Origin of the sequence: Leisingera sp. JC11, assembly GCF_040704725.1 — a bacterium.
GTDB lineage: Bacteria > Pseudomonadota > Alphaproteobacteria > Rhodobacterales > Rhodobacteraceae > Leisingera.
Genome location: NZ_JBFCVS010000005.1, coordinates 1 through 20,158 on the forward strand (window position 1 = coordinate 1; position 20,158 = coordinate 20,158).

A 20,158-nucleotide genomic window follows, 5' to 3' on the forward strand; every position below is an offset into this window, starting at 1 on the left:
GAGGGAGGCTCAGATCATCATCGAAAGTTGGAGGAAACACTACAACACTAAGCGGCCTCACAGCGCCTTGGGATACCGGCCGCCTGCGCCGGAAACCATCGTCCCGATGGACCAAAGGCCAGTCATGCACTAACAATCAAACCGGACCAGTCAGATCAGGCTCCCCACCAGAGGCTTCGGTTCTAAGTTGCAGGATCCTCTGAACCCGTTTCTTGATACGCCGCTTGTCGTCCCAGGTTAGCGCGACCCCATCGGACAGTTCGGTGGCAACTTTTTCGAAATCATCTCCGCCAAGATCGACTGAGTGTTCGTCATCACCGATCAGTTCCTTGGCAAGCCGGGTCTTGCGCAGGTTTTTCAGGTATTCAGTCAGCCGGCGCGTGAGAGCATCTTTTTCCCCATTGGGGTCAGCAGCGAGTAGGAGTCTGATAGTCTTCACAGCAGTTTCCTCATCTATCCAGTGAGACAAACCGACCGAAAACTGTGCGTGAAAAGGTACAGAAGCAGCCAACGGTCGGCCCGAAGAAGGGCAGATCAGAAGAACCGTATGAGAAAGGTTTGCTGCGTTGAGGTCATAGAATGAAACAGCACGAAAAGAAGAAACGCGTCAATACCCTCGTGCCACAGGATGAGAAGACGGAAAGCGCCTGAAGGAAACTTCAGACGCTTTCCCAACCCTATGAAAACAAGGATTATTCGAACCTTGGGCGGCAATGACCTTGCTTTTGGGCGAAAAAATCGCCGATTTGGGTCTCAATTGCTTGGTGCATCAAACAGTTACACTGCCCCAATCACCCGCACTTGGAATGGCCGCAGCTGCGGCAGGTCATGCAGCCTTCGACCATCTGCATGTCGAACTGGCCGCAGCTGGGGCAGGCCTTGCCGCGCGGCTGGTTCAGGTTCACCACCTGCGCCTGCGGGTCGGATTTCAGCCCCATGCCCTCGCCCTCCAGGAAACCGGTCTTGACCATATGCGTCTCGATCACGCCGCCGATCGCCGCCAGGATCGAAGGGATGTACTTGCCCTGCACCCAGGCGCCGCCGCGCGGGTCGAACACCGCTTTCAGCTCCTCGACGACAAAGGACACGTCGCCGCCGCGGCGGAACACGGCCGAGATCATCCGGGTCAGCGCCAGCGTCCAGGCGTAGTGCTCCATGTTCTTGGAGTTGATGAACACCTCGAACGGGCGGCGGTGGCCATTGATGATGATGTCGTTGATGGTCAGGTAGATCGCGTGCTCGCTGTCCGGCCACTTCAGCTTGTAGGTATGGCCCTCCAGCGACTGCGGGCGGTCCAGCGGCTCCGACATGTAGACCACTTCCGCGCTGTCGCTTTCATGCGGCGCCTGCGCGGTCTCGCCCGGCGCGGTGTCAGCGCTCTCGCTCACCGACAGGACCGAGCCGGTCACGTCATTCGGGCGGTAGGTGGTGCAGCCCTTGCAGCCCTGGTCCCAGGCCTGCATGTAGACATCCTTGAAGTCATCAAAGGAGATGTCTTCCGGGCAGTTGATGGTCTTGGAGATCGAGCTGTCGATCCACTTCTGCGCCGCCGCCTGCATCTTGACGTGGGCTGCGGGGCTCAGCGTCTGGGCGTTGACGAAATACTCCGGCAGCTTGGCGTCGGCGCCAAACTTCTCGCGGTACATCTGCACCGCATAATCGACCACTTCCTCCTCGGTGCGGGAGCCGTCCTTCTGAAGCACCTTGCGGGTATAGGCATAGGCAAACACCGGCTCGATGCCCGAGGACACGTTGCCTGCATAAAGCGAGATGGTGCCGGTCGGCGCGATGGAGGTCAGCAGCGCGTTGCGGATGCCGTGCTCGCGGATGGCGTCGCGCACATCGTCGTCCATGTTCAGCATGTTGCCGGAATTCAGGTACGCCTCGGCGTCGAACAGCGGGAAGGCGCCCTTTTCCTTGGCCAGGTCCACCGACGCCAGATAGGCGGCGCGGGCTATGCTATGCAGCCATTCATCGGTCTGACGCGCCGCCTCGTCGGAGCCGTATTCCAGCCCCAGCATCAGCAGCGCATCCGCCAGGCCGGTGACGCCCAGGCCGATCCGGCGCTTGTTCCTGGCTTCCTGCGCCTGTGCTTCCAGCGGAAACTTGGAGACGTCGACCACGTTGTCCATCATCCGGACCGCGGTGGCGACCAGTTCCTGCATCGCCGCCTGATCCAGATGCGCGTCTTTCTCGAACGGGCTGGCCACCAGCCGCGCCATGTTGATCGAACCCAGCAGGCAGGCGCCGTAGGGCGGCAGCGGCTGCTCGCCGCAGGGGTTGGTGGCGCAGATGTTCTCGATATAGCTGAGGTTGTTGGCCTTGTTGATGCGGTCGATGAAGATCACGCCCGGCTCGGCATAATCATAGGTCGCCTGCATGATCTTGTTCCACAGGTCGCGCGCCTCGACGGTGTGATAGACCTTGCCGTCGAACTGCAGCTCCCAGGAGCCGTCCGCCTTGACCGCTTCCATGAAGTCGTCAGTGACCAGCACCGACATGTTGAACATGCGCAGGCGGGCCGGGTCGGACTTGGCGGTGATGAAGGCTTCGATATCCGGGTGGTCGCAGCGCATGGTCGCCATCATCGCGCCGCGGCGCGAACCGGCCGACATGATGGTGCGGCACATCGCGTCCCACACATCCATGAACGACAGCGGGCCGGAGGCATCCGCCGCCACGCCCTTCACATCGGCGCCGCGCGGCCGGATGGTGGAGAAGTCGTAACCGATGCCGCCGCCCTGCTGCATGGTCAGCGCCGCCTCTTTCAGCATATCGAAGATCCCCGACATGCTGTCCGGCACAGTGCCCATCACAAAGCAGTTGAACAGGGTCACCTGGCGCGCTGTGCCGGCCCCTGCGGTGATCCGGCCCGCCGGCAGGTATTTGAAATCCTCCAGCGCGCCATAGAACTTCTCTTCCCAAACTTCCGGCTTCTTTTCCGCCCGCGCCAGATCGCGCGCGATGCGCCGCCAGGTGTCCTCGACGGTCACGTCGATCGGCGCGCCATCGGCCTGCTTGAAACGGTATTTCATATCCCAGATCTGCTCGGCGATGGGGGCGGCAAAGCGGCTCATGTGTCGGTCCTTTGAGTCGTGTGGCGTCTTAGCGTCGGAAAAGCGGCACCGGCACCGGAAATGACCCCGGCAGCGAATCCGCGAATTGTGAATGCTTTCTTGCAGCAAAAGCGTGGGAGAACACAATACCTTGAAGTCGGCGGCCCGTAAACTACTATATACTGTCAAAGCTCTGGACGACTCTGTGGGGAACCTGTGGATAAGCGCGTGAATCTCGTAAAGCTCTCGGTGGGCACCGAAAGCGTCGAAAGCCTGATGGCCTGGCAGGAGATGCGCCGCCGGGAACTGCCGGAGGGCCTGCCCCGCCACGTCACCCGCATGTGGCCCAAGCGCGAGGCGGAGATCCTGAACGGCGGCTCGATCTACTGGGTGATCAAGGGGCTGATCCAATGCCGCCAGCGCGTGCTGCGCCTGGATGAGGTCATAGGCGAGGACGGCATCCGCCGCTGCGCCATCATCCTGGACCCGGAACTGCACCGCACCCACACAGCACCGAAACGCCCGTTCCAGGGCTGGCGCTACCTCAAGGCCGAAGACTCTCCTGCCGACCTGACCGCAGGCAAAAAACAGGAGGAGCCGCTGCCGCCGGAACTGTCACAGGCACTGGCGGAAATCGGCGTTATCTGAGGCTGTCCGCACTCCCCCGCGGCATGTTTCGCCAGCGCCGGGCGGGAGCGTCTCGGCTGGCGCCACGCACCAAGGAACAGGATAACCCTCCTGCCCCGTTGCAGGCATCACAGATGCCTTGAAGGTGTTGGGCATGGCCCGCGCCGGCGCGCGGTCGGCAGTGCTTACTTGCGGTGTTCCAGCAGATCCAGCAGCGTGTTCAGCGCCGCCTTCTCGTCAGTGCCGTATTTCGCCACCCGGCTGCGCCACAGGGTCGCCTGCGATTTCAGCACCAGCCCGTCGCTCAAGAGCTTCAGGTGGTTGGCGCGCAGCGTCTCGCCGGTGGAGGTGATGTCGGCCACCATCTCGGCGGTCTCGTTCTTCACCGTGCCTTCGGTGGCGCCCTGGCTGTCGACCAGCTGGTAATCCGCCACCCCGGCGTCGGTCAGGAACTCGCGCACCAGCCGGTGGTATTTGGTGGCGATCCGCAGCCGGTGGCCGTGCACCGCGCGGAACGCCGAAGCCGCCGCATCCAGGTCATCCAGCGTGTCCACGTCGATCCAGAACTGCGGCACCGCCAGCACCAGATCGGCATGGCCGAACCCCAGCTCCGCCAGTTCCTCGACCTGCTGCTCGAACCGCGGCAGCTTCTCATGCACCAGATCGGTGCCGGTGACGCCCAGATGAATGCGCCCCGCCGCCAGCTCGCGCGGGATCTCGCCCGCCGACAGCAGCACCAGCTCCATGTTCGACACGCCCTCGACAGCACCGGCATATTCCCGGTCCGACCCGGTGCGCGACAGCGTCACGCCGCGCTTGGCAAACCAGTCAAAGGTCTTTTCCATCAGCCGCCCCTTGGACGGCACACCCAGCTTCAGGGTCATTTGCGGGTCTCCTCAAGCTGCAGCATCAGGTCCGGGCGCAGCACGCCGCCCACGGCCGGAATCTCCTCGCCCTCGCCCAGCTGCCGGGTCAGCGCGTCATAGCGCCCGCCGCTGGCGACCGGCGGCAGATCGGGTCGCGCCTCGGCGTAGAAGCCGAAGACAAACCCGTCGTAATACTCCATCGAAGTGCGCCCGTAGGAGGCTTCGAAGTCGAGGTTCTCCACATCCACGCCGCGCGCCTTCATCGCCGCGGTGCGCGCATCCAGCCGGTCCAGCGCCGGAATGATCTGCGGCAGGTCCACCGCGATGTCGCGCATCTGCTCGGTGGCAAACGGCACGGTTTCCCGCACTGCCATCAGCGCCTCCAGCGCCAGCAGTTCGTTTTCGGAAACCGGCGGTTCCTTGGCGTCTTCCCGCAGTGCCTCCACCCGCATCTGCACCTCTGCCGCGCGGCGTTTGCCGATCTCCACCGCAGAGCCGGTCAGGTCGCCCTCGGTCGACAGCAGCTTCTTGCGGCTCTCCGGCACCGGGGTGCGCCCCGCAAACCGGTCCAGCAAGGAGCGGAACCGGCGCGGCCGCCAGATGTGGCGCATCAGCGCCGCCTTGCGTTTTCCGGTGGTGTTCAGCCCCTGCACCGCCGCCATCAGAATGCCGATGTCACCGGTTGCCGCCCTCAGCGGCAGGCCGCGCACCTGCAGCGCGAACAGCGAGAACACCTCCGCATCCGCCGCCGCGGCATCATCGCGCTCGAACACCTCATAGCCGACCTGCAGGTACTCGTTGGGCCGGTCCGGATCGATCTCCTGGCGCCGGAACACCTCGCCGGAATAAGTATAGCGCGCAGGCTCGGCGCCATGGCGCATATGCGCCTCCACCACCGGCACGGTGAAGTCGGGGCGCAGCATCTGCTCGCCGCGCAGGGCGTCAGAGGTCACATAGGCGCGGGCACGGACGTCTTCGCCGTAAAGATCCAGCAAGGTGCCCGCAGGCTGCAGCAGCGGAGTGTCCACCACCTGCGCGCCAGCGGCCTCGAAGCGGACCCGCAGCTGTGCGGCGCGGGCCTGAATGTCAGAACGGAGCGTCATGATCAGCCCTGCCCGTCCAGGATTTCACGCACCTTGGCGACCAGCTCGTTGCGCGGCACCTCAAACTGGCTCGGGCGTTCCTTCCACTCTTCCAGCGTCGCGCTTTCGGCGATCTTGGCGCCCAGGATCAGGTCCTTGATCTGCACCACGCCGTTGGCCTTCTCGTCGCCGCCTTCGATCACCGCAACCGGAGAATTGCGCTTGTCCGCGTATTTCAGCTGGTTGCCGAAGTTCTTGGGGTTGCCCAGATAGACCTCGGCCCGGATGCCCGCATTGCGCAGTTCTGCCACCATCGCCTGATAATCCGCCATCCGGTCGCGGTCCATCACGGTGACGACTACGGGGCCGGTGGCCTCTGCCGACAACCGCCCCTTGGCGTGCAGCGCCGCCAGCAGCCGGTCAACGCCGACCGAAACGCCCACCGCAGGCACTTCCTGGCCCGTAAAGCGCTTGACCAGCCCGTCATAACGCCCGCCGCCCGAGACCGAGCCGAACTGCCGCTTGCGGCCCTTCTCGTCGAGGATTTCAAAGGTCAGCTCCGCCTCAAACACCGGCCCGGTGTAATAGCCCAGACCGCGCACCACGGAGGGGTCGATCTCGATCCGGTCCTTGCCGTAACCGCCCGCCGCCAGCAGCTCGCCGATCTGCTCCAGCTCGGCGATACCGTCCTGGCCCACCTTGCTGTCGCCCACGGCTGCACGCAGGTTGGCAATGGTGCCCGCCGCATCTGCCGCCTTGGAAGTCAGGAACGCCAGCACCGGCGCTGCCTGATCGTCCGACAGGCCAACCCCGTCGATAAAGGCACCGGAGGCATCCAGCCGACCCTTGGTCAGCAGCTCGCGCACGCCGGCCTCGCCCACCTTGTCGAACTTGTCGATGGTGCGCAGCACGTCATCACGCTTACTGTCTTCCGCGCCGAGGCCCATCGCCTCCAGCACACCGTTCAGAACCTTGCGGTTGTTCACCCGCACCAGATAGTCGCCGCGCGGAATGCCGACGGTCTCCAGCGTGTCGCTGAGCATCGCGCAGATTTCCGCATCCGCCGCCATCGAAGCGGTGCCCACGGTATCCGCATCGCACTGGTAGAACTGGCGGAAGCGGCCCGGCCCCGGCTTCTCGTTGCGCCAGACCGGCCCCATCGCATAGCGGCGGTAGGGGGTCGGCAGGTCGTTGCGGTGCTGCGCATAGACGCGCGCCAGCGGCGCCGTCAGGTCATAGCGCAGCGCCATCCAGTCGCCGTTGCCGTCTTCTTCGGTCTCCTGCCAGGCAAACACGCCCTCGTTCGGGCGGTCCACATCGGGCAGGAATTTGCCCAGCGCTTCAACGGTTTCCACCGCCGAGGACTCCAGCGCCTCGAACCCGTAGTGATGATACACACCCGCGATGGCCCGCAGCATCTCGCTGCGCTGGGTCACCTCCGCACCGAAATAGTCACGGAACCCCTTCGGCGTCTGCGCCTTGGGGCGGGGCTGTTTCTTCACTTTGGCCATCTGCGGCCTCCTCACGGGTAGCGGTTTCACTCGCGTGGCGGTCTAACGGATGCCGCCCCGCGCGGCAAGGCTGCGAAGGGTCCAACGCCTGCGTCCTTTCACCCGAAATTCTCATCTTGAATATGCGCGCAGCTTGACGATGGACGCAGCCCGCCAAAGCGCCTATCTAGGCGCATCCGCTATCAAAGGCCTGACCCATGCAGCATCTGGAAGAGCAAATCGCCCATCTGACCCGCAGCGTGGAGGAGATGAGCGACGTGATCGCCCGCCAGCAGCAGGAGATCGACGTGCTGACCCGCCGCGTCGCCATGCTGATGCAGCGCGAGGCCACCCGCGAACAGGAAGGCACCGGCGGCGTGGTCTTCGCCGACGAGCGCCCGCCGCATTACTGAGCCCCAGGACGCTCCGCACCATTGTTTCAGGCCAACGAGAAAGCTGACTGTTTCAGGTCGTTCAATTAACGAAAGAAAGGATTTCGCTGAAATCCGTAGAGATCTGAACCCAGACCAGTTCGTCTTCACCTTCAATTCGAACTGAAGCAAAATAAGCATATAGATACTGACCGTTGCTTCCTACGAACGCAGTCAAACTGGCAACAAAATTCTCCGAATAACGGCGCATTGCCATCATCACACAAGTTTTTGGCACACCAAGGTATTGTACCAACTTAACTTTGGTTTCATTTAATGTTGCTTCCGAAAGCGCCTTTGTATGATCGGATGCCTCAAAGAAAGCATCATAATTTCCAGACAGCATATGCTCCTTTAGCTCCCGGAAAACCGGGATCTTTTCGTTTTCAAGACAATCTGCGTGAACCACTGATACCATAAGCACCAAGGCCAGCAGACCGTGCCAGAATGATCTGATCATATAACTTCATCTCTTTTGGAAATACTCTTGAATAGCAAATTACTAGCTGGCCAATAAGCCCGCAGCTTCCGCACCCTCAAATCTCCTCCACATCCATCACCCCGTCCAGCGACTTCAGCGCGCCCTTGATCTGCGGGTTGATCGGGAACGGCTGGCCCAGGTCCATCTCCACGTCGCCGGGCAGGCCGGGATCCTGCAGGTACATGAAGACCTCGCCGCGGGACGCATTGCGGGCCGCCGCCTTGGCGTCCTCCAGCACCTGCGCCACGGTACCCACGGCGGCCGCATCGCTCAGGTAGACCCGCAAGCTGCTGCGTCCGGCGTCGGCAATGGCGCTGTCCACCGGACCAACCGAGCGCACCAGCAGCTTCAGCTGATCGCTCTCCATTGTCGCCTCGGCGGTGATCACCACCTTGGCGCCGGTCTCCAGGAACTCGCGGGACTTCTCCAGCACTTCCGAGAACAGCGTCACCTCAAACGCCCCCGAAGGATCCGACAGCTGGGCAAAGGCAAAGCGGTTGCCGCGCGCCGACTTGCGCTCCTGCCGCCCGGCCACAACCCCGGCCATCTTGGCCATGAACGGCCCGCGCTCGGCCTTCGCCGTCACCTCGTCCAGCGTCATCACATCCTTGCGCTTCAGCGCGGGCATGTAGTCGTCCAGCGGGTGGCCCGACAGGTAGAACCCGATCGCCTTGAACTCCTCGCTCAGCCGTTCCGCCGGCAGCCAGTCCGGCACATTGGGCAGCCGCGGCTCCGGCAGGTCCTCGCCCGCCTCGCCGAACAGCGACACCTGGCTGGAATTCCTCTGGTCATGCACCGCGGCGGAGTAATCCACCAGCGCGCCGAGGCTCTCGAACACCCGGCGGCGGTTGCTGTCCAGCTGGTCAAAGGCGCCGGCCCGCGCCAGCATCTCCAAGGGCCGCTTGCCGACCTTCTTCAGGTTCACCCGGCGTGCAAAGTCGTAGACATTGACAAAGGGCTTTTCGTACTCGCCTTCCTTGCGCGCCTCAGCCACCAGCCGCATCACGTCCAGGCCGACGTTCTTCAGCGCGCCCAGCGCATAGACCAGCTCCCCGTTGACCACGTTAAACGTCGCCAAGGAGCGGTTGATGCAGGGCGGCACGTATTTCAGCCCCAGCCCTTTCTTCACCTCTTCGAAGTAGATCGCCAGCTTGTCGGTCAGATGGATATCGCAGTTCATGACGCCGGCCATGAATTCCACCGGGTGGTTCGCCTTCAGCCAGCCGGTCTGGTACGACACCACCGCATAGGCTGCCGCGTGCGATTTGTTGAAGCCGTAGTTGGCGAATTTCTCCAGAAGGTCGAAAACCTCGCTGGCCTTCTTCTTGTCGACCCCGTTTTCCGCCGCGCCCTTCTCGAACTTCGGGCGTTCGGCGTCCATCGCCTCCTTGATCTTCTTACCCATCGCCCGGCGCAAAAGGTCCGCACCGCCGAGCGTGTAGTTCGCCATCACCTGGGCGATCTGCATCACCTGCTCCTGATAGACGATAATGCCCTGGGTCTCTTCCAGGATATGGTCGATCAGCGGGTGAACAGAGGTGATCTCGCGCTGGCCGTTCTTCACCTCGCAATAGACCGGAATGTTCTCCATCGGACCCGGACGGTACAGCGCCACCAGCGCCACGATGTCCTCGATACAGGTGGGTTTCATGCGCTTCAGCGCATCCATCATGCCGGTGGATTCCACCTGGAACACCGCCACCGTCTTGGCCCGGGAGTAGAGATCGTAAGTGACCTTGTCGTCCAGCGGAATGGCGTTGATCTGGTTCTCCGCCCCCTCCGGCGGCTCATACAGCTGGGTGCCGTCCGCAGCGATATGCAGGTCGCGGCCCGACTGGAAGATCAGGTCCATCGCGTTCTGGATCACCGTCAGGGTCTTGAGGCCAAGGAAGTCGAACTTCACCAGCCCTGCCTGTTCCACCCATTTCATATTGAACTGGGTGGCGGGCATATCAGAGCGCGGATCGCGGTAGAGCGGCACCAGCGCATCCAGCGGCCGGTCGCCGATCACCACACCCGCCGCGTGGGTGCCGGCCGAGCGCAACAGCCCCTCGACCTGCTGGCCGTAGGTCAGCAGCCGGTCCACCACCGGCTCGTTCCGCGCCTCCTCGCTCAGCCGCGGCTCTTCCTTCAGCGCGTCGGCGATGGACATCGGCTTCACGCCCTCGACCGGAATCAGCTTAGACAGCCGGTCCACCTGGCCATAGGGCATCTGCAAGACCCGCCCCATGTCGCGCACTGCCGCCTTGGACAGAAGCGCGCCGAAGGTGATGATCTGCCCCACCTTGTCGCGGCCATACTTCTCCTGCACGTATTTGATCACCTCTTCCCGGCGGTCCATGCAGAAGTCGATGTCGAAGTCGGGCATCGACACCCGTTCCGGGTTCAGGAAGCGTTCGAACAGCAGGCTGTAGCGCAGCGGATCAAGGTCGGTAATCGTCAGCGCATAGGCCACCAGCGAGCCCGCACCGGAGCCCCGCCCCGGCCCGACCGGAATGTCGTGGTCCTTGGCCCATTGGATAAAGTCGGCAACGATCAGGAAGTAGCCGGGGAAACCCATCCCCTCGATGATGCCCAGCTCGAAATCGAGCCGCTCCTGGTATTCCTCCACGCTCACCGCATGGGGGATCACCGCCAGACGCTGCTGCAGGCCCTCGTTGGCGATGCGGCGCAGTTCGGCCACCTCGTCATCGGCAAACTTCGGCAGGATCGGGTCGCGCCGGTACGCCATAAAGGCACAGCGCCTGGCGATCTCCACCGTGTTTTCAATCGCCTCGGGCAGGTCGGCAAACAGCGCAACCATCTCCTCCTGGCTCTTGAAGTAATGCTGCGCGGTCAGGCGGCGGCGCGGCTCCACCTGGTCGACATAGGCGCCTTCGGCGATACAGATCATCGCGTCATGGGCCTCGAACATTTCCGTGCTGGGGAAATAGACGTCATTGGTGGCGACCAGCGGCAGGTCCATGGCATAGGCCATCTCCACATGGCCGCGCTCGGTCTGCTTCTCCGCCTCCGGCTGGCCGTGCTCGCCCGGATGGCGCTGGAGCTCCACATACAGGCGGTTGGGGAAAATTGCCTTCAGCCGCTGCATCAGCGCTTCCGCTGCGGGCCGCTGCCCCATCCGCAAGAGCCGCCCCACCGGCCCGTCCGGCCCGCCGCTCAGGCAGATCACGTCGCCCGCGTTCTCTTCCAGCTCTTCCAGCGTCACATGCGGCAGCTCGCCCCCCTGCCGCAGATACAGGCAGGAGTTCAGCTTCATCAGATGCTCATAGCCCGCCTCGCTCTGCGCCAGCAACACCAGCGGCGCGGGCGGCTTGGGCCGTTCCCCCGGCGCCGGCTCGGTGAACCGCAGATCCACCTGGCAGCCGATGATCGGCTGCACCCCGGCGCCGCTTGCGGACACCGAAAACTCCAGCGCCGAGAACAGGTTGTTGGTGTCCGTCACCGCAATCGCGGGCATCTCGTGCTTCTTGCACAGGTCCGGCAGCTTCTTCAGCCGCACGGCGCCTTCCAGCAGCGAGTATTCGGTATGGGTACGCAGGTGAATGAATCGGGGAGAGCTTGTCATGCCGCCACGCTATCTTATTGACACGCAGGGGTGAAAGGGCGATCTGCGCGCCGAACACCCGCCAAAACCGGTGCGGTGAACCCCGCATTTTATCCATTTTGTTGAAACTCTTTCGCCGCAGGCGCGTAAAGCCACCGCAAAGATGCGGATAAAACGCATAAATATTAATGCCCTACCCGCATCGCCCGCAATATTCTTGCTCCGCAGAATACTGCACTGCAGCACGGGTTTTCCTTGCTTTGACAACGGCCTGCTCCCTAGGCTGTTGTCAGCAAGCAAAAAAACAGCCCGCTTCCCCCTCTGCGCCGCATCGAGGGGGCGGCACATCGGGTCAACAGGGTAAAGCGGCGGTATCGGGAAGATGGCACTCACCTTTCGTCTGAATGGTGAAGAAGTCCGCATTCCGGACGCAGACCCGTCAGCAACATTGCTGGACTGGCTGCGGGAGGAAAAAGGGCTTACCGGCACCAAGGAAGGCTGCAACGAAGGCGATTGCGGCGCCTGCACCGTCATGGTCACCGACGAACGCGGCGCCAAGGCGCTGAACGCCTGCATCCTGTTCCTGCCGCAGCTCAACGGCAAATCCGTCCGCACCGTCGAGGGCGCCGCAGGCCCCGGCGGAACCCTGCATCCCGTCCAGCAGGCAATGGTGGACCATCACGGCAGCCAATGCGGCTTCTGCACCCCGGGGTTCATCATGTCGATGGTGACCGCCCATACCAACGGCGCCACGGATTTCGACGACCAGCTGGCCGGCAACCTCTGCCGCTGCACCGGCTACGCCCCGATCATCCGCGCCGCGCAGGCCGCCGCAGACGCCCCGGTGCCGGATTGGATCAGCGGCGACAGCCCGGTTGCACCCGGCCCGCTGCCGCTGATTCCGCAATCGGCGGATGAACTGGCGGAGCTTTACGCCGCCAATCCGGACGCAACGCTGATCGCCGGCGCCACCGACGTCGGCCTCTGGGTCACCAAGCAACTGCGCCACCTGCCGCAGATGATCTTCCTTGACGGCTGCACGGACCTTAAGGACATCGAAGTCACGGACAGCACCGTCCGCATCGGTGCCATGGCGGACCTGAACCGGCTGCGCATGGCGGTTGAGCCTCTGCACCCCTCCTTTGCCGGGATGCTGCGCCGCTTTGCCTCCCAGCAGGTGCGCGCTGCGGCCACCGTCGGCGGCAATATCGCCAACGGCTCCCCCATTGGCGACACCCCGCCCGCGCTGATCGCGCTGGATGCCACCCTGCATCTGCGCAAGGGCAACAGCCGCCGCGAACTGCCGCTGGAGGACTTCTTCCTCGACTACGGCAAGCAGGACCGCCAGCCGGGTGAGTTCGTCGAGGCCGTCAGCTTCCCGCGCCACCCCGACACGCTCAAGGTCTACAAGCTCTCCAAGCGGTTCGACCAGGACATCTCCGCCGTGCTCGGCGCCTTCAACGTGACCGTGGTGGACGGCACCGTCACCGCCGCCCGCATAGCGTTCGGCGGCATGGCCGGCATCCCGAAACGCGCCGCCCATGTTGAGGCAGCCCTGACCGGCCGCCCCTGGACCCGGGCCACCGTCTCCGCCGCCTGCGCCGCATTTGAGCGCGACTTCACCCCGATGGATGACATGCGCGCCTCCGCCGAATACCGGATGGTGACCGCCAAGAACCTGCTGCTGCGCTACTTCGACGAGCTGAACGGTACCCCGGTCTCGGTGCTGGAGGTGAGGTCATGAGCGTCTCCAAACCCCTCCCCCACGACGCCGCCGAATTGCATGTGACCGGTGCCGCCCGCTACGTCGACGACATCCCCTCCCCTGCCGGCACCCTGCATCTGGCCTTCGGTATCTCCCCCATCGCCCGCGGCCATATCACCGGCATGCACCTGACCGATGTGCAGCACAGCCCCGGCGTGGCGGCGGTGATGACCGCCAAGGGGCTGCCGTTCTCCAATGACGTCTCCCCGTCGATCCATGACGAGCCGCTGCTGGCGGCAGGCACCGTCAACTACGTCGGCCAGCCGGTGTTCCTGGTGGTGGCGGACAGCCACCGCAACGCCCGCATCGCTGCCCGCAAGGGCAAGGTCGACTACAAGGAAGAACCCGCCCTCCTGACCCTCGACGCGGCCCTGGCCGCAGACAGCCGGTTCGAGGAAGGCCCGCGCATCTATCAGAAAGGCAATGCCGCTGCCGCCATCGATGCCGCCCCGCGCACAGTTGAAGGCACGTTTGAGCTCGGCGGCCAGGAGCATTTCTACCTCGAAGGCCAGGCGGCGATGGCCTGGCCGCAGGAGGATGGCGGCATGCTTGTCTTCTCCTCCACCCAGCACCCGACCGAGATCCAGCACAAGGTGGCCGATGCCATCGGCCTGCCGATGCATGCCGTCCGGGTCGAGACCCGCCGCATGGGCGGCGGCTTCGGCGGCAAGGAAAGCCAGGGCAACGCGCTCGCCGTCGCCTGCGCCGTCGCGGCGCGGCTGACCGGCAAGCCTTGCAAGATGCGCTATGACCGCGACGACGACATGGTCATCACCGGCAAGCGCCACGCCTTCCGCATTTCCTACCGCGCCGGGTTCGACGGCGACGGCAGACTGCAGGGCATCGAGTTTCTGCATCTGGTCGATTGCGGCTGGGCCCAGGACCTGTCGCTGCCGGTCGCTGACCGGGCGATGCTGCACAGCGACAACGCCTATCTGATCCCCAGCATCCGCATCGAAAGCCACCGGCTGCGCACAAACCGGCAAAGCGCCACCGCCTACCGCGGCTTCGGCGGCCCGCAGGGCATGGTCGGGATCGAGCGGGTGATGGACCACATCGCCCATGACCTCGGGATCGACCCGGCAGAGTTGCGGCAGCGGAACTACTATGCGGCACCGGCAGAGGCGAAGGCGGACAACACCACGCCCTACGGCATGGAAGTCACGGATTTCGAGCTGCACGGGATGACCGCGGATCTGCTGCGCTCCTCCGGCTACGCTGCCCGCAAGTCGGAGATTGCCGAATGGAACAAGGGCCAGACCCACCTAAAGCGCGGCATCGCCTTCTCGCCGGTGAAGTTCGGCATTTCCTTCACCCTCACCCATCTCAACCAGGCCGGCGCGCTGGTGCATGTCTACCAGGACGGCTCGGTGCATCTGAACCACGGCGGCACCGAGATGGGCCAGGGCCTGTTCCAGAAGGTGGCGCAGGTCGCCGCCAGCCGCTTCGGCATCCCGCTGGAGAAGGTCAAGATCACCGCCACCGACACCGGCAAGGTGCCCAACACCTCCGCCACCGCCGCCTCGTCCGGCTCCGACCTCAACGGCATGGCGGTGAAGGCCGCCTGCGACACCATCCGCGACCGCATGGCCGAGCATCTGGCGCTGCACCATCAGGCCCGCCCCGGCGACGTGGTGTTCGAAAACGGCCAGGTCCGCATCGGCCAGGATGAGATGACCTTCGATCAGGCCGCCGCGCTCTGCTACCAGGGCCGCGTCAGCCTGTCCGCCACCGGTTTCTACAAGACGCCCAAGGTGGAATGGGACCGGATCAGGGGCCAGGGCCGCCCGTTCTACTACTTCGCTCATGGCGCCGCGGTGACCGAAGTTGCCGTCGATGCCCTGACCGGCGAGAACCGCATCCTGCGCTGCGATATCCTGCATGACGCCGGCGCCTCGCTGAACCCGGCGCTGGACGTGGGCCAGATCGAGGGCGGCTATGTCCAGGGCGCCGGCTGGCTGACCACCGAGGAGCTGGTCTGGGACGACGTCGGCCGCCTGCGCACCCACGCGCCCTCCACTTATAAAATCCCCGCCTGTTCCGACCGGCCCGACGTGTTCAACGTGAACCTCTGGGACGGGCAGAACCGCGAGGACACCATCTACCGCTCCAAGGCGGTGGGGGAGCCGCCCTTCATGCTGGGCATCTCCGCCTGGCTGGCGCTCAGCGATGCGGTCTCCGCCTTTGGCGATGCCTACCCGGCGCTGAACGCCCCCGCCACGGCAGAGGAAATCTGGCGCGCGATCCGGAGGGTGCGCGATGGGATTTGACGTTCAGGCATTGCGCGAGGCGGTCGCCGCGCACGGCCGCGTGACCCGGGTGGTGATCGCCGCCATCCGCGGCTCCTCTCCGCGCGAACCCGGCGCCGCCATGCTGGTCTGGCAGGACGGCCAGAGCGGCACCATCGGCGGCGGCACATTGGAGTATGAGGCCGCAGAAGCCGCGCGGGCGCAGATGGTGCCCAAGCACTTCAGCACCCACGCGCTGGGGCCGGACCTGGGCCAGTGCTGCGGCGGCGCCGTCACCCTGCTGAGCGAAGTTTACGAGGCCGCGGACCTGGACGGCTTGGACAGCGAAGTCATCGCCCGCCCGGCCTCCCCCGCGCCGGTGCCGATGGCGGTGAAACGCATTCTCGCCACCGCCCGCAGCCAGGGCGTCCCCCCCGAGCCGCAGCTGGTGGACGGCTGGATGATCGAACCGGTCCACCGTCCCAGCCGCCCGGTCTGGATCTGGGGCGCGGGCCATGTCGGCCGCGCGCTGGTGAACGTGCTGGCGCCGCTGCCGGACCTGCAGATCACCTGGGCCGACACCGCGCCAGAGCGGTTCCCGGCGGACATCCCGGCAGGCGTCACCACGGTTCCGGCAGCTGACGTTGCGCTCCTTGTGCCGCATGCACCTGAAAACGCTGCGCATTTGGTGCTGACCTATTCCCACGCGCTGGATCTGGCGCTATGCCACGCTCTGTTGGGCCGCGGCTTTGCCTTCGCCGGGCTGATCGGCTCCAGAACCAAATGGGCGCGGTTCCGATCGCGCCTGGCGGCCCTGGGCCACAGCCCGGAACAGATCTCCCGGATCACCTGCCCGATCGGCGATCCGGACCTTGGAAAACATCCGCAGATGATTGCGGTCGGCGTGGCGGCGCAGCTGCTGCGGCACGGAAAAGAAGACGAACAGAGAGAGGGCGCACGCGCGTGACTGTACCACTGTTGAGCCTGCAGGGCCTTACCAAGGCCTACCCCGGAGTGGTGGCAAACGACTCCGTCTCCTTTGACATCGGCGAGGGCGAGGTGCATGCCCTGCTCGGCGAAAACGGCGCCGGCAAGTCGACACTGGTCAAGATGATCTACGGGCTGGTGAAGCCCGACAGCGGCAAGATGCTGCTGCGCGGCCAGCCCTTTGAGCCCGCCGAACCGCGCCAGGCGCGCGCCGACGGCATCGCCATGGTGTTCCAGCATTTCTCGCTGTTTGACGCTTTGAACGTGGCGGAGAACATCGCGCTCGGCATGGAAAACCCGCCGGAGATGCGCGACCTCGCCGCCCGCATCCGCGAGGTGTCGGAAACCTACGGCCTGCCGCTCGACCCCTACCGCACCGTCGGCGACCTCTCCGCGGGCGAGCGCCAGCGGGTCGAGATCATCCGCTGCCTGCTGCAGGACCCGAAACTGCTGATCATGGATGAGCCGACCTCGGTCCTCACCCCGCAGGAGGTGGAGATCCTGTTCAAGACCCTGCAGAAACTGCAGTCCGAGGGCACCTCGATCCTCTATATCTCCCACAAGCTGGAGGAAATCCGCACGCTGTGCGACCACGCCACCATCCTGCGCCTGGGCAAGAACGTCGGCGAATGCACCCCCGCCGATACCTCCGCCCGCGACATGGCGGAGATGATGGTCGGCAGCACCCTGCAGACCCCCGAACGCGGCAGCCGCGAGTTCGGCGCCGTGGCGATGGACATCTCCGGCCTGTCGGTGCCGGCGCCCTCGGCCTTTGGCACCGCGCTCAAGAACGTGCATCTGACCGTGCGCAAGGGCGAGATCCTCGGCATCGGCGGTGTGGCCGGCAACGGCCAGGACGAACTGCTGGGCGTGCTGTCGGGTGAAACCCTGACCGAAGCCGACGCGGTGAAGCTGCACGGGGAACCGATCGGCAAGCTGGGCCCCACCGCGCGGCGCAAGCTCGGCGTGCTGGCCGCACCGGAGGAACGCCTCGGCCACGCCGCCGCCCCGGACATGAGCCTGACCGAAAACGCCATGCTCACCGGCTCGGTGCGCGAAGGGCTGGAGAAGAACGGTTTTCTGGATTGGGGTGCTACCAAGGACTTTGCCGAGCGCATCATCAAGGCGTTTGACGTCCGCACCCCCGGGCCCGGCAATGCCGCGCGGTCGCTGTCCGGCGGCAACCTGCAGAAATTCGTCATCGGTCGCGAGGTGCTGCAGGACCCCGACGTGCTGGTGGTGAACCAGCCGACCTGGGGCGTCGATGCCGCCGCCGCCGCCGCCATCCGCCAGTCGCTGCTTGACCTGGCCGCCAAGGGCGCCGCGGTGATCTGCATCAGCCAGGATCTGGATGAGCTGATGGAAATCTCCGACAGCTTTGCCGCGCTCAACGAAGGCCGCCTCAGCGCCCCGCGCGAGGCCGCGGGCCTGACGGTGGACGAGATCGGCCTGATGATGGGCGGCGCCCACGGCATGGAGGTGGCGCATGTCTGACCTCCGCAACAGAAATCAAAAGAAGAAACAGGGAGCCGCTTCATGATCCGGCTTGAGAAACGGCCGCAGCCGTCGCGCGCCTGGTCGATGGCCACGCCGCTGGTGGCGGTGATTGCCACCATGATCGTCGGCGGGCTGCTGTTCGCGGCGCTTGGCAAACCGCCGGTTGAGGCGATCCGAACCATTTTCTGGGAACCGCTGTTCGGCGAGTTCGCCTTCTACTACCGCCCGCAACTGCTGGTCAAAGGCGCGCCGCTGGTGCTGATCGCCATCGGCCTGTCGCTGGGCTTCCGCGCCGGCATCTGGAACATCGGCGCCGAGGGCCAGTACATCATGGGCGCCATCTTCGGCGCCGGGGCGGGCCTTGCCTTCTACCCCTCAGAGTCGTTCCTGATTTTCCCGTTCATGGTCATCGCCGGCGCCTTTGGCGGCTGGATCTGGGCAATGATCCCGGCGGTGCTGAAAACCCGCTTCGGCACCAACGAAATCCTGGTGTCGCTGATGCTGGTCTATGTGGCCGAGCAGTTCCTCGCCTCGGTCTCCCTGGGCCTTTTGAAGAACCCCGAGGGCTTCGGCTTCCCCGGCTCCCGCAACCTGCAGTCCTGGGAGGCCGCCCATAACGCTGAGCTTATCGCAGGCACCGGCATGCACTGGGGCGTGGTGGCGGCGCTGATCGCGGTGATCTTTGCCTATGTGCTGTTGAACCGCCACATGACCGGCTACCACATCCGCCTCACCGGCGAGGCGCCGCGCGCCGCGAAGTTCGCCGGCGTGAACCCCACCCGCCTGGTGCTGTTCTGCCTCGGCACCTCCGGCGCGCTGGCAGGCCTTGCCGGCCTGTTCGAGGTCTCCGGCCCCTCCGGCCAGATCTCCATCGACTTCAACGTGGGCTATGGCTTCACCGCCATTATCGTCGCCTTCCTGGGCCGCCTGCACCCCGTCGGCATCCTGCTGGCAGGCGGGCTGATGGCGCTGACTTACATTGGCGGCGACATCGCCCAGTCGAACCTGCAGCTGCCGGCCGCCGCCATTCAGGTGTTCCAGGGAATGCTGCTGTTCTTCCTGCTGGCCTTCGACCTGCTCACCAATTTCCGCATCGCAATCGGCAAGCCGGAGGTGGCGTAACATGGATCTTTCTGCAATCAACCCGGTCCTGCTCATCGCCTCGCTGATGGTGGCGGCAACCCCGCTCCTGCTGGCGGCCATCGGCGAGCTGGTGGTCGAAAAGGCCGGCGTGCTGAACCTCGGGGTCGAGGGGATGATGATCGTCGGCGCCATCGCGGGTTTTGCCACCGCGGTGGAAAGCGGCTCGCCGTTCCTCGGCTTCATCGCCGCCGCCATTGCAGGCGCGGCGCTGTCGATCCTGTTCGCGATCCTCACCCAGTTTGCCCAGGCAAACCAGGTCGCCTCCGGCCTGTCGCTGACGCTGTTCGGGCTGGGCCTGTCGGCGCTGATGGGGCAGTCCTACGTCGGCATTAAGCCGCCACAGATGGGCGACATCCACATCCCGGTCCTGAGCGACCTGCCGGTGGTGGGGCCGATCCTGTTCGGCCATGACATCATCCTCTATTTCGGCATCGCGCTGACCGCCGCGGTCTGGTGGGTGCTGAAGTATTCCCGCATCGGCCTGGTGCTGCGCGCGGTGGGCGAAAACCACGACGCCGCCCACGCGCTGGGATACAAGGTGCTGAAGATCCGCCTGATGGCGATCATGTTCGGCGGCGCCTGCGCGGGCCTTGGCGGCGCCTACATCAGCCTGATCCGGGTGCCGCAGTGGACCGAGGGCATGACCGCCGGCATCGGCTGGATTGCACTCGCCCTGGTGGTGTTCGCCAGCTGGAAACCCTGGCGCGCATTGCTGGGTGCCTATCTGTTCGGCGGCGTCACCGTGGTGCAGCTCAATCTGCAGGCGGCAGGCGTTGCCATCCCGGTCGAGTATCTGGCAATGTCGCCCTATCTGATTACGATCCTTGTGCTTGTTATCCTTTCTGCAGACAAAAGCGGCGCACCCGCTTCGCTCGGCCGCAATTTCCATGCCTCCCGCTAGACCGGCGGGCGGCACAAAATCCCGCCCAGGGTCCTCTCCTGGGCGTTTCAACCAAAA

At 64.7% G+C, this 20,158-nt stretch carries 16 protein-coding genes; 9 read left to right on the plus strand and 7 right to left on the minus strand.

What is annotated here, in order from left to right:
• A partial coding sequence (locus tag AB1A62_RS06820; RefSeq protein WP_366661007.1) for an integrase core domain-containing protein occupies positions 1–133 on the plus strand: 133 nt, incomplete at its 5' end.
• A gap of 3 nt (positions 134–136) precedes the next feature.
• Here AB1A62_RS06820 and AB1A62_RS06825 read toward each other — a convergent pair.
• Together AB1A62_RS06825 and AB1A62_RS06830 are read right to left on the minus strand one after the other, a co-directional pair.
• Entirely contained in the window at positions 137–439 is a 303-nt protein-coding gene (locus AB1A62_RS06825) for a hypothetical protein (protein ID WP_366660781.1), read from the minus strand.
• A gap of 352 nt (positions 440–791) precedes the next feature.
• On the minus strand, positions 792–3,077 hold the full coding sequence (locus tag AB1A62_RS06830) for an adenosylcobalamin-dependent ribonucleoside-diphosphate reductase (protein WP_366660782.1): 2,286 nt from the start codon (positions 3,075–3,077) through the stop codon (positions 792–794).
• A 195-nt stretch (positions 3,078–3,272) separates the two neighbouring features.
• Here AB1A62_RS06830 and AB1A62_RS06835 point away from each other — a divergent pair, with 195 nt between their 5' ends.
• A complete protein-coding gene (locus AB1A62_RS06835; protein WP_366660783.1) occupies positions 3,273–3,704 on the plus strand; it encodes a DUF1489 domain-containing protein in 432 nt (143 codons plus the stop codon).
• Positions 3,705–3,868: 164 nt separating this feature from the next.
• On the opposite strand, the gene hisG is transcribed toward AB1A62_RS06835, so the two are convergent.
• Genes hisG through hisS form a run of 3 tightly spaced genes read right to left on the minus strand, consistent with a single transcriptional unit; the run spans position 3,869 to position 7,142 of the window.
• On the minus strand, positions 3,869–4,567 hold the full coding sequence (hisG, locus tag AB1A62_RS06840; RefSeq protein WP_366660784.1) for an ATP phosphoribosyltransferase: 699 nt from the start codon (positions 4,565–4,567) through the stop codon (positions 3,869–3,871).
• Positions 4,564–5,652 carry an ATP phosphoribosyltransferase regulatory subunit gene (locus tag AB1A62_RS06845; RefSeq protein WP_366660785.1) on the minus strand — a complete coding sequence of 363 codons (1,089 nt, stop codon included), beginning with the start codon at positions 5,650–5,652 and terminating at the stop codon, positions 4,564–4,566. The genes hisG and AB1A62_RS06845 overlap by 4 nt, the downstream gene beginning before the upstream one ends.
• A 2-nt stretch (positions 5,653–5,654) precedes the next feature.
• Positions 5,655–7,142, minus strand: a complete 1,488-nt coding sequence (gene hisS, locus AB1A62_RS06850; protein WP_366660786.1) for a histidine--tRNA ligase — start codon at positions 7,140–7,142, stop codon at positions 5,655–5,657.
• Positions 7,143–7,339: 197 nt separating this feature from the next.
• On the opposite strand from hisS, the gene AB1A62_RS06855 reads away from it, so the two are divergent.
• Complete coding sequence (locus AB1A62_RS06855; protein WP_366660787.1) at positions 7,340–7,534, plus strand: SlyX family protein; 195 nt, start codon at positions 7,340–7,342, stop codon at positions 7,532–7,534.
• A gap of 61 nt (positions 7,535–7,595) precedes the next feature.
• Here the strand turns inward: AB1A62_RS06855 and AB1A62_RS06860 are convergent, their stop codons facing one another.
• Both AB1A62_RS06860 and dnaE read right to left on the minus strand, forming a co-directional pair.
• Positions 7,596–8,012, minus strand: coding sequence for a hypothetical protein (locus AB1A62_RS06860; RefSeq protein WP_366660788.1), 417 nt, complete (start codon positions 8,010–8,012; stop codon positions 7,596–7,598).
• A 76-nt stretch (positions 8,013–8,088) separates the two neighbouring features.
• Positions 8,089–11,601 (minus strand): DNA polymerase III subunit alpha, encoded by a 3,513-nt coding sequence (dnaE, locus tag AB1A62_RS06865; RefSeq protein WP_366660789.1) that lies wholly within the window; start codon positions 11,599–11,601, stop codon positions 8,089–8,091.
• Positions 11,602–11,962: 361 nt separating this feature from the next.
• On the opposite strand from dnaE, the gene AB1A62_RS06870 reads away from it, so the two are divergent.
• From AB1A62_RS06870 to AB1A62_RS06895, 6 genes are read left to right on the plus strand one after another with little or no spacing between them, the layout of a single operon-like run.
• A complete protein-coding gene (locus tag AB1A62_RS06870; protein ID WP_366660790.1) occupies positions 11,963–13,324 on the plus strand; it encodes a xanthine dehydrogenase small subunit in 1,362 nt (453 codons plus the stop codon).
• On the plus strand, positions 13,321–15,615 hold the full coding sequence (gene xdhB, locus AB1A62_RS06875) for a xanthine dehydrogenase molybdopterin binding subunit (protein ID WP_366660791.1): 2,295 nt from the start codon (positions 13,321–13,323) through the stop codon (positions 15,613–15,615). Before AB1A62_RS06870 ends, xdhB begins: the two co-directional genes overlap by 4 nt.
• Entirely contained in the window at positions 15,605–16,540 is a 936-nt protein-coding gene (gene xdhC / locus AB1A62_RS06880; RefSeq protein ID WP_366660792.1) for a xanthine dehydrogenase accessory protein XdhC, read from the plus strand. Before xdhB ends, xdhC begins: the two co-directional genes overlap by 11 nt.
• Complete coding sequence (locus tag AB1A62_RS06885; protein WP_366660793.1) at positions 16,537–18,054, plus strand: ABC transporter ATP-binding protein; 1,518 nt, start codon at positions 16,537–16,539, stop codon at positions 18,052–18,054. Before xdhC ends, AB1A62_RS06885 begins: the two co-directional genes overlap by 4 nt.
• 42 nt (positions 18,055–18,096) lie before the next feature.
• Positions 18,097–19,179, plus strand: a complete 1,083-nt coding sequence (locus tag AB1A62_RS06890) for an ABC transporter permease (RefSeq protein WP_366660794.1) — start codon at positions 18,097–18,099, stop codon at positions 19,177–19,179.
• 1 nt (position 19,180) lies between these two features.
• A complete protein-coding gene (locus tag AB1A62_RS06895; RefSeq protein ID WP_366660795.1) occupies positions 19,181–20,101 on the plus strand; it encodes an ABC transporter permease in 921 nt (306 codons plus the stop codon).
• The last annotated feature ends 57 nt before the right edge of the window (positions 20,102–20,158 follow it).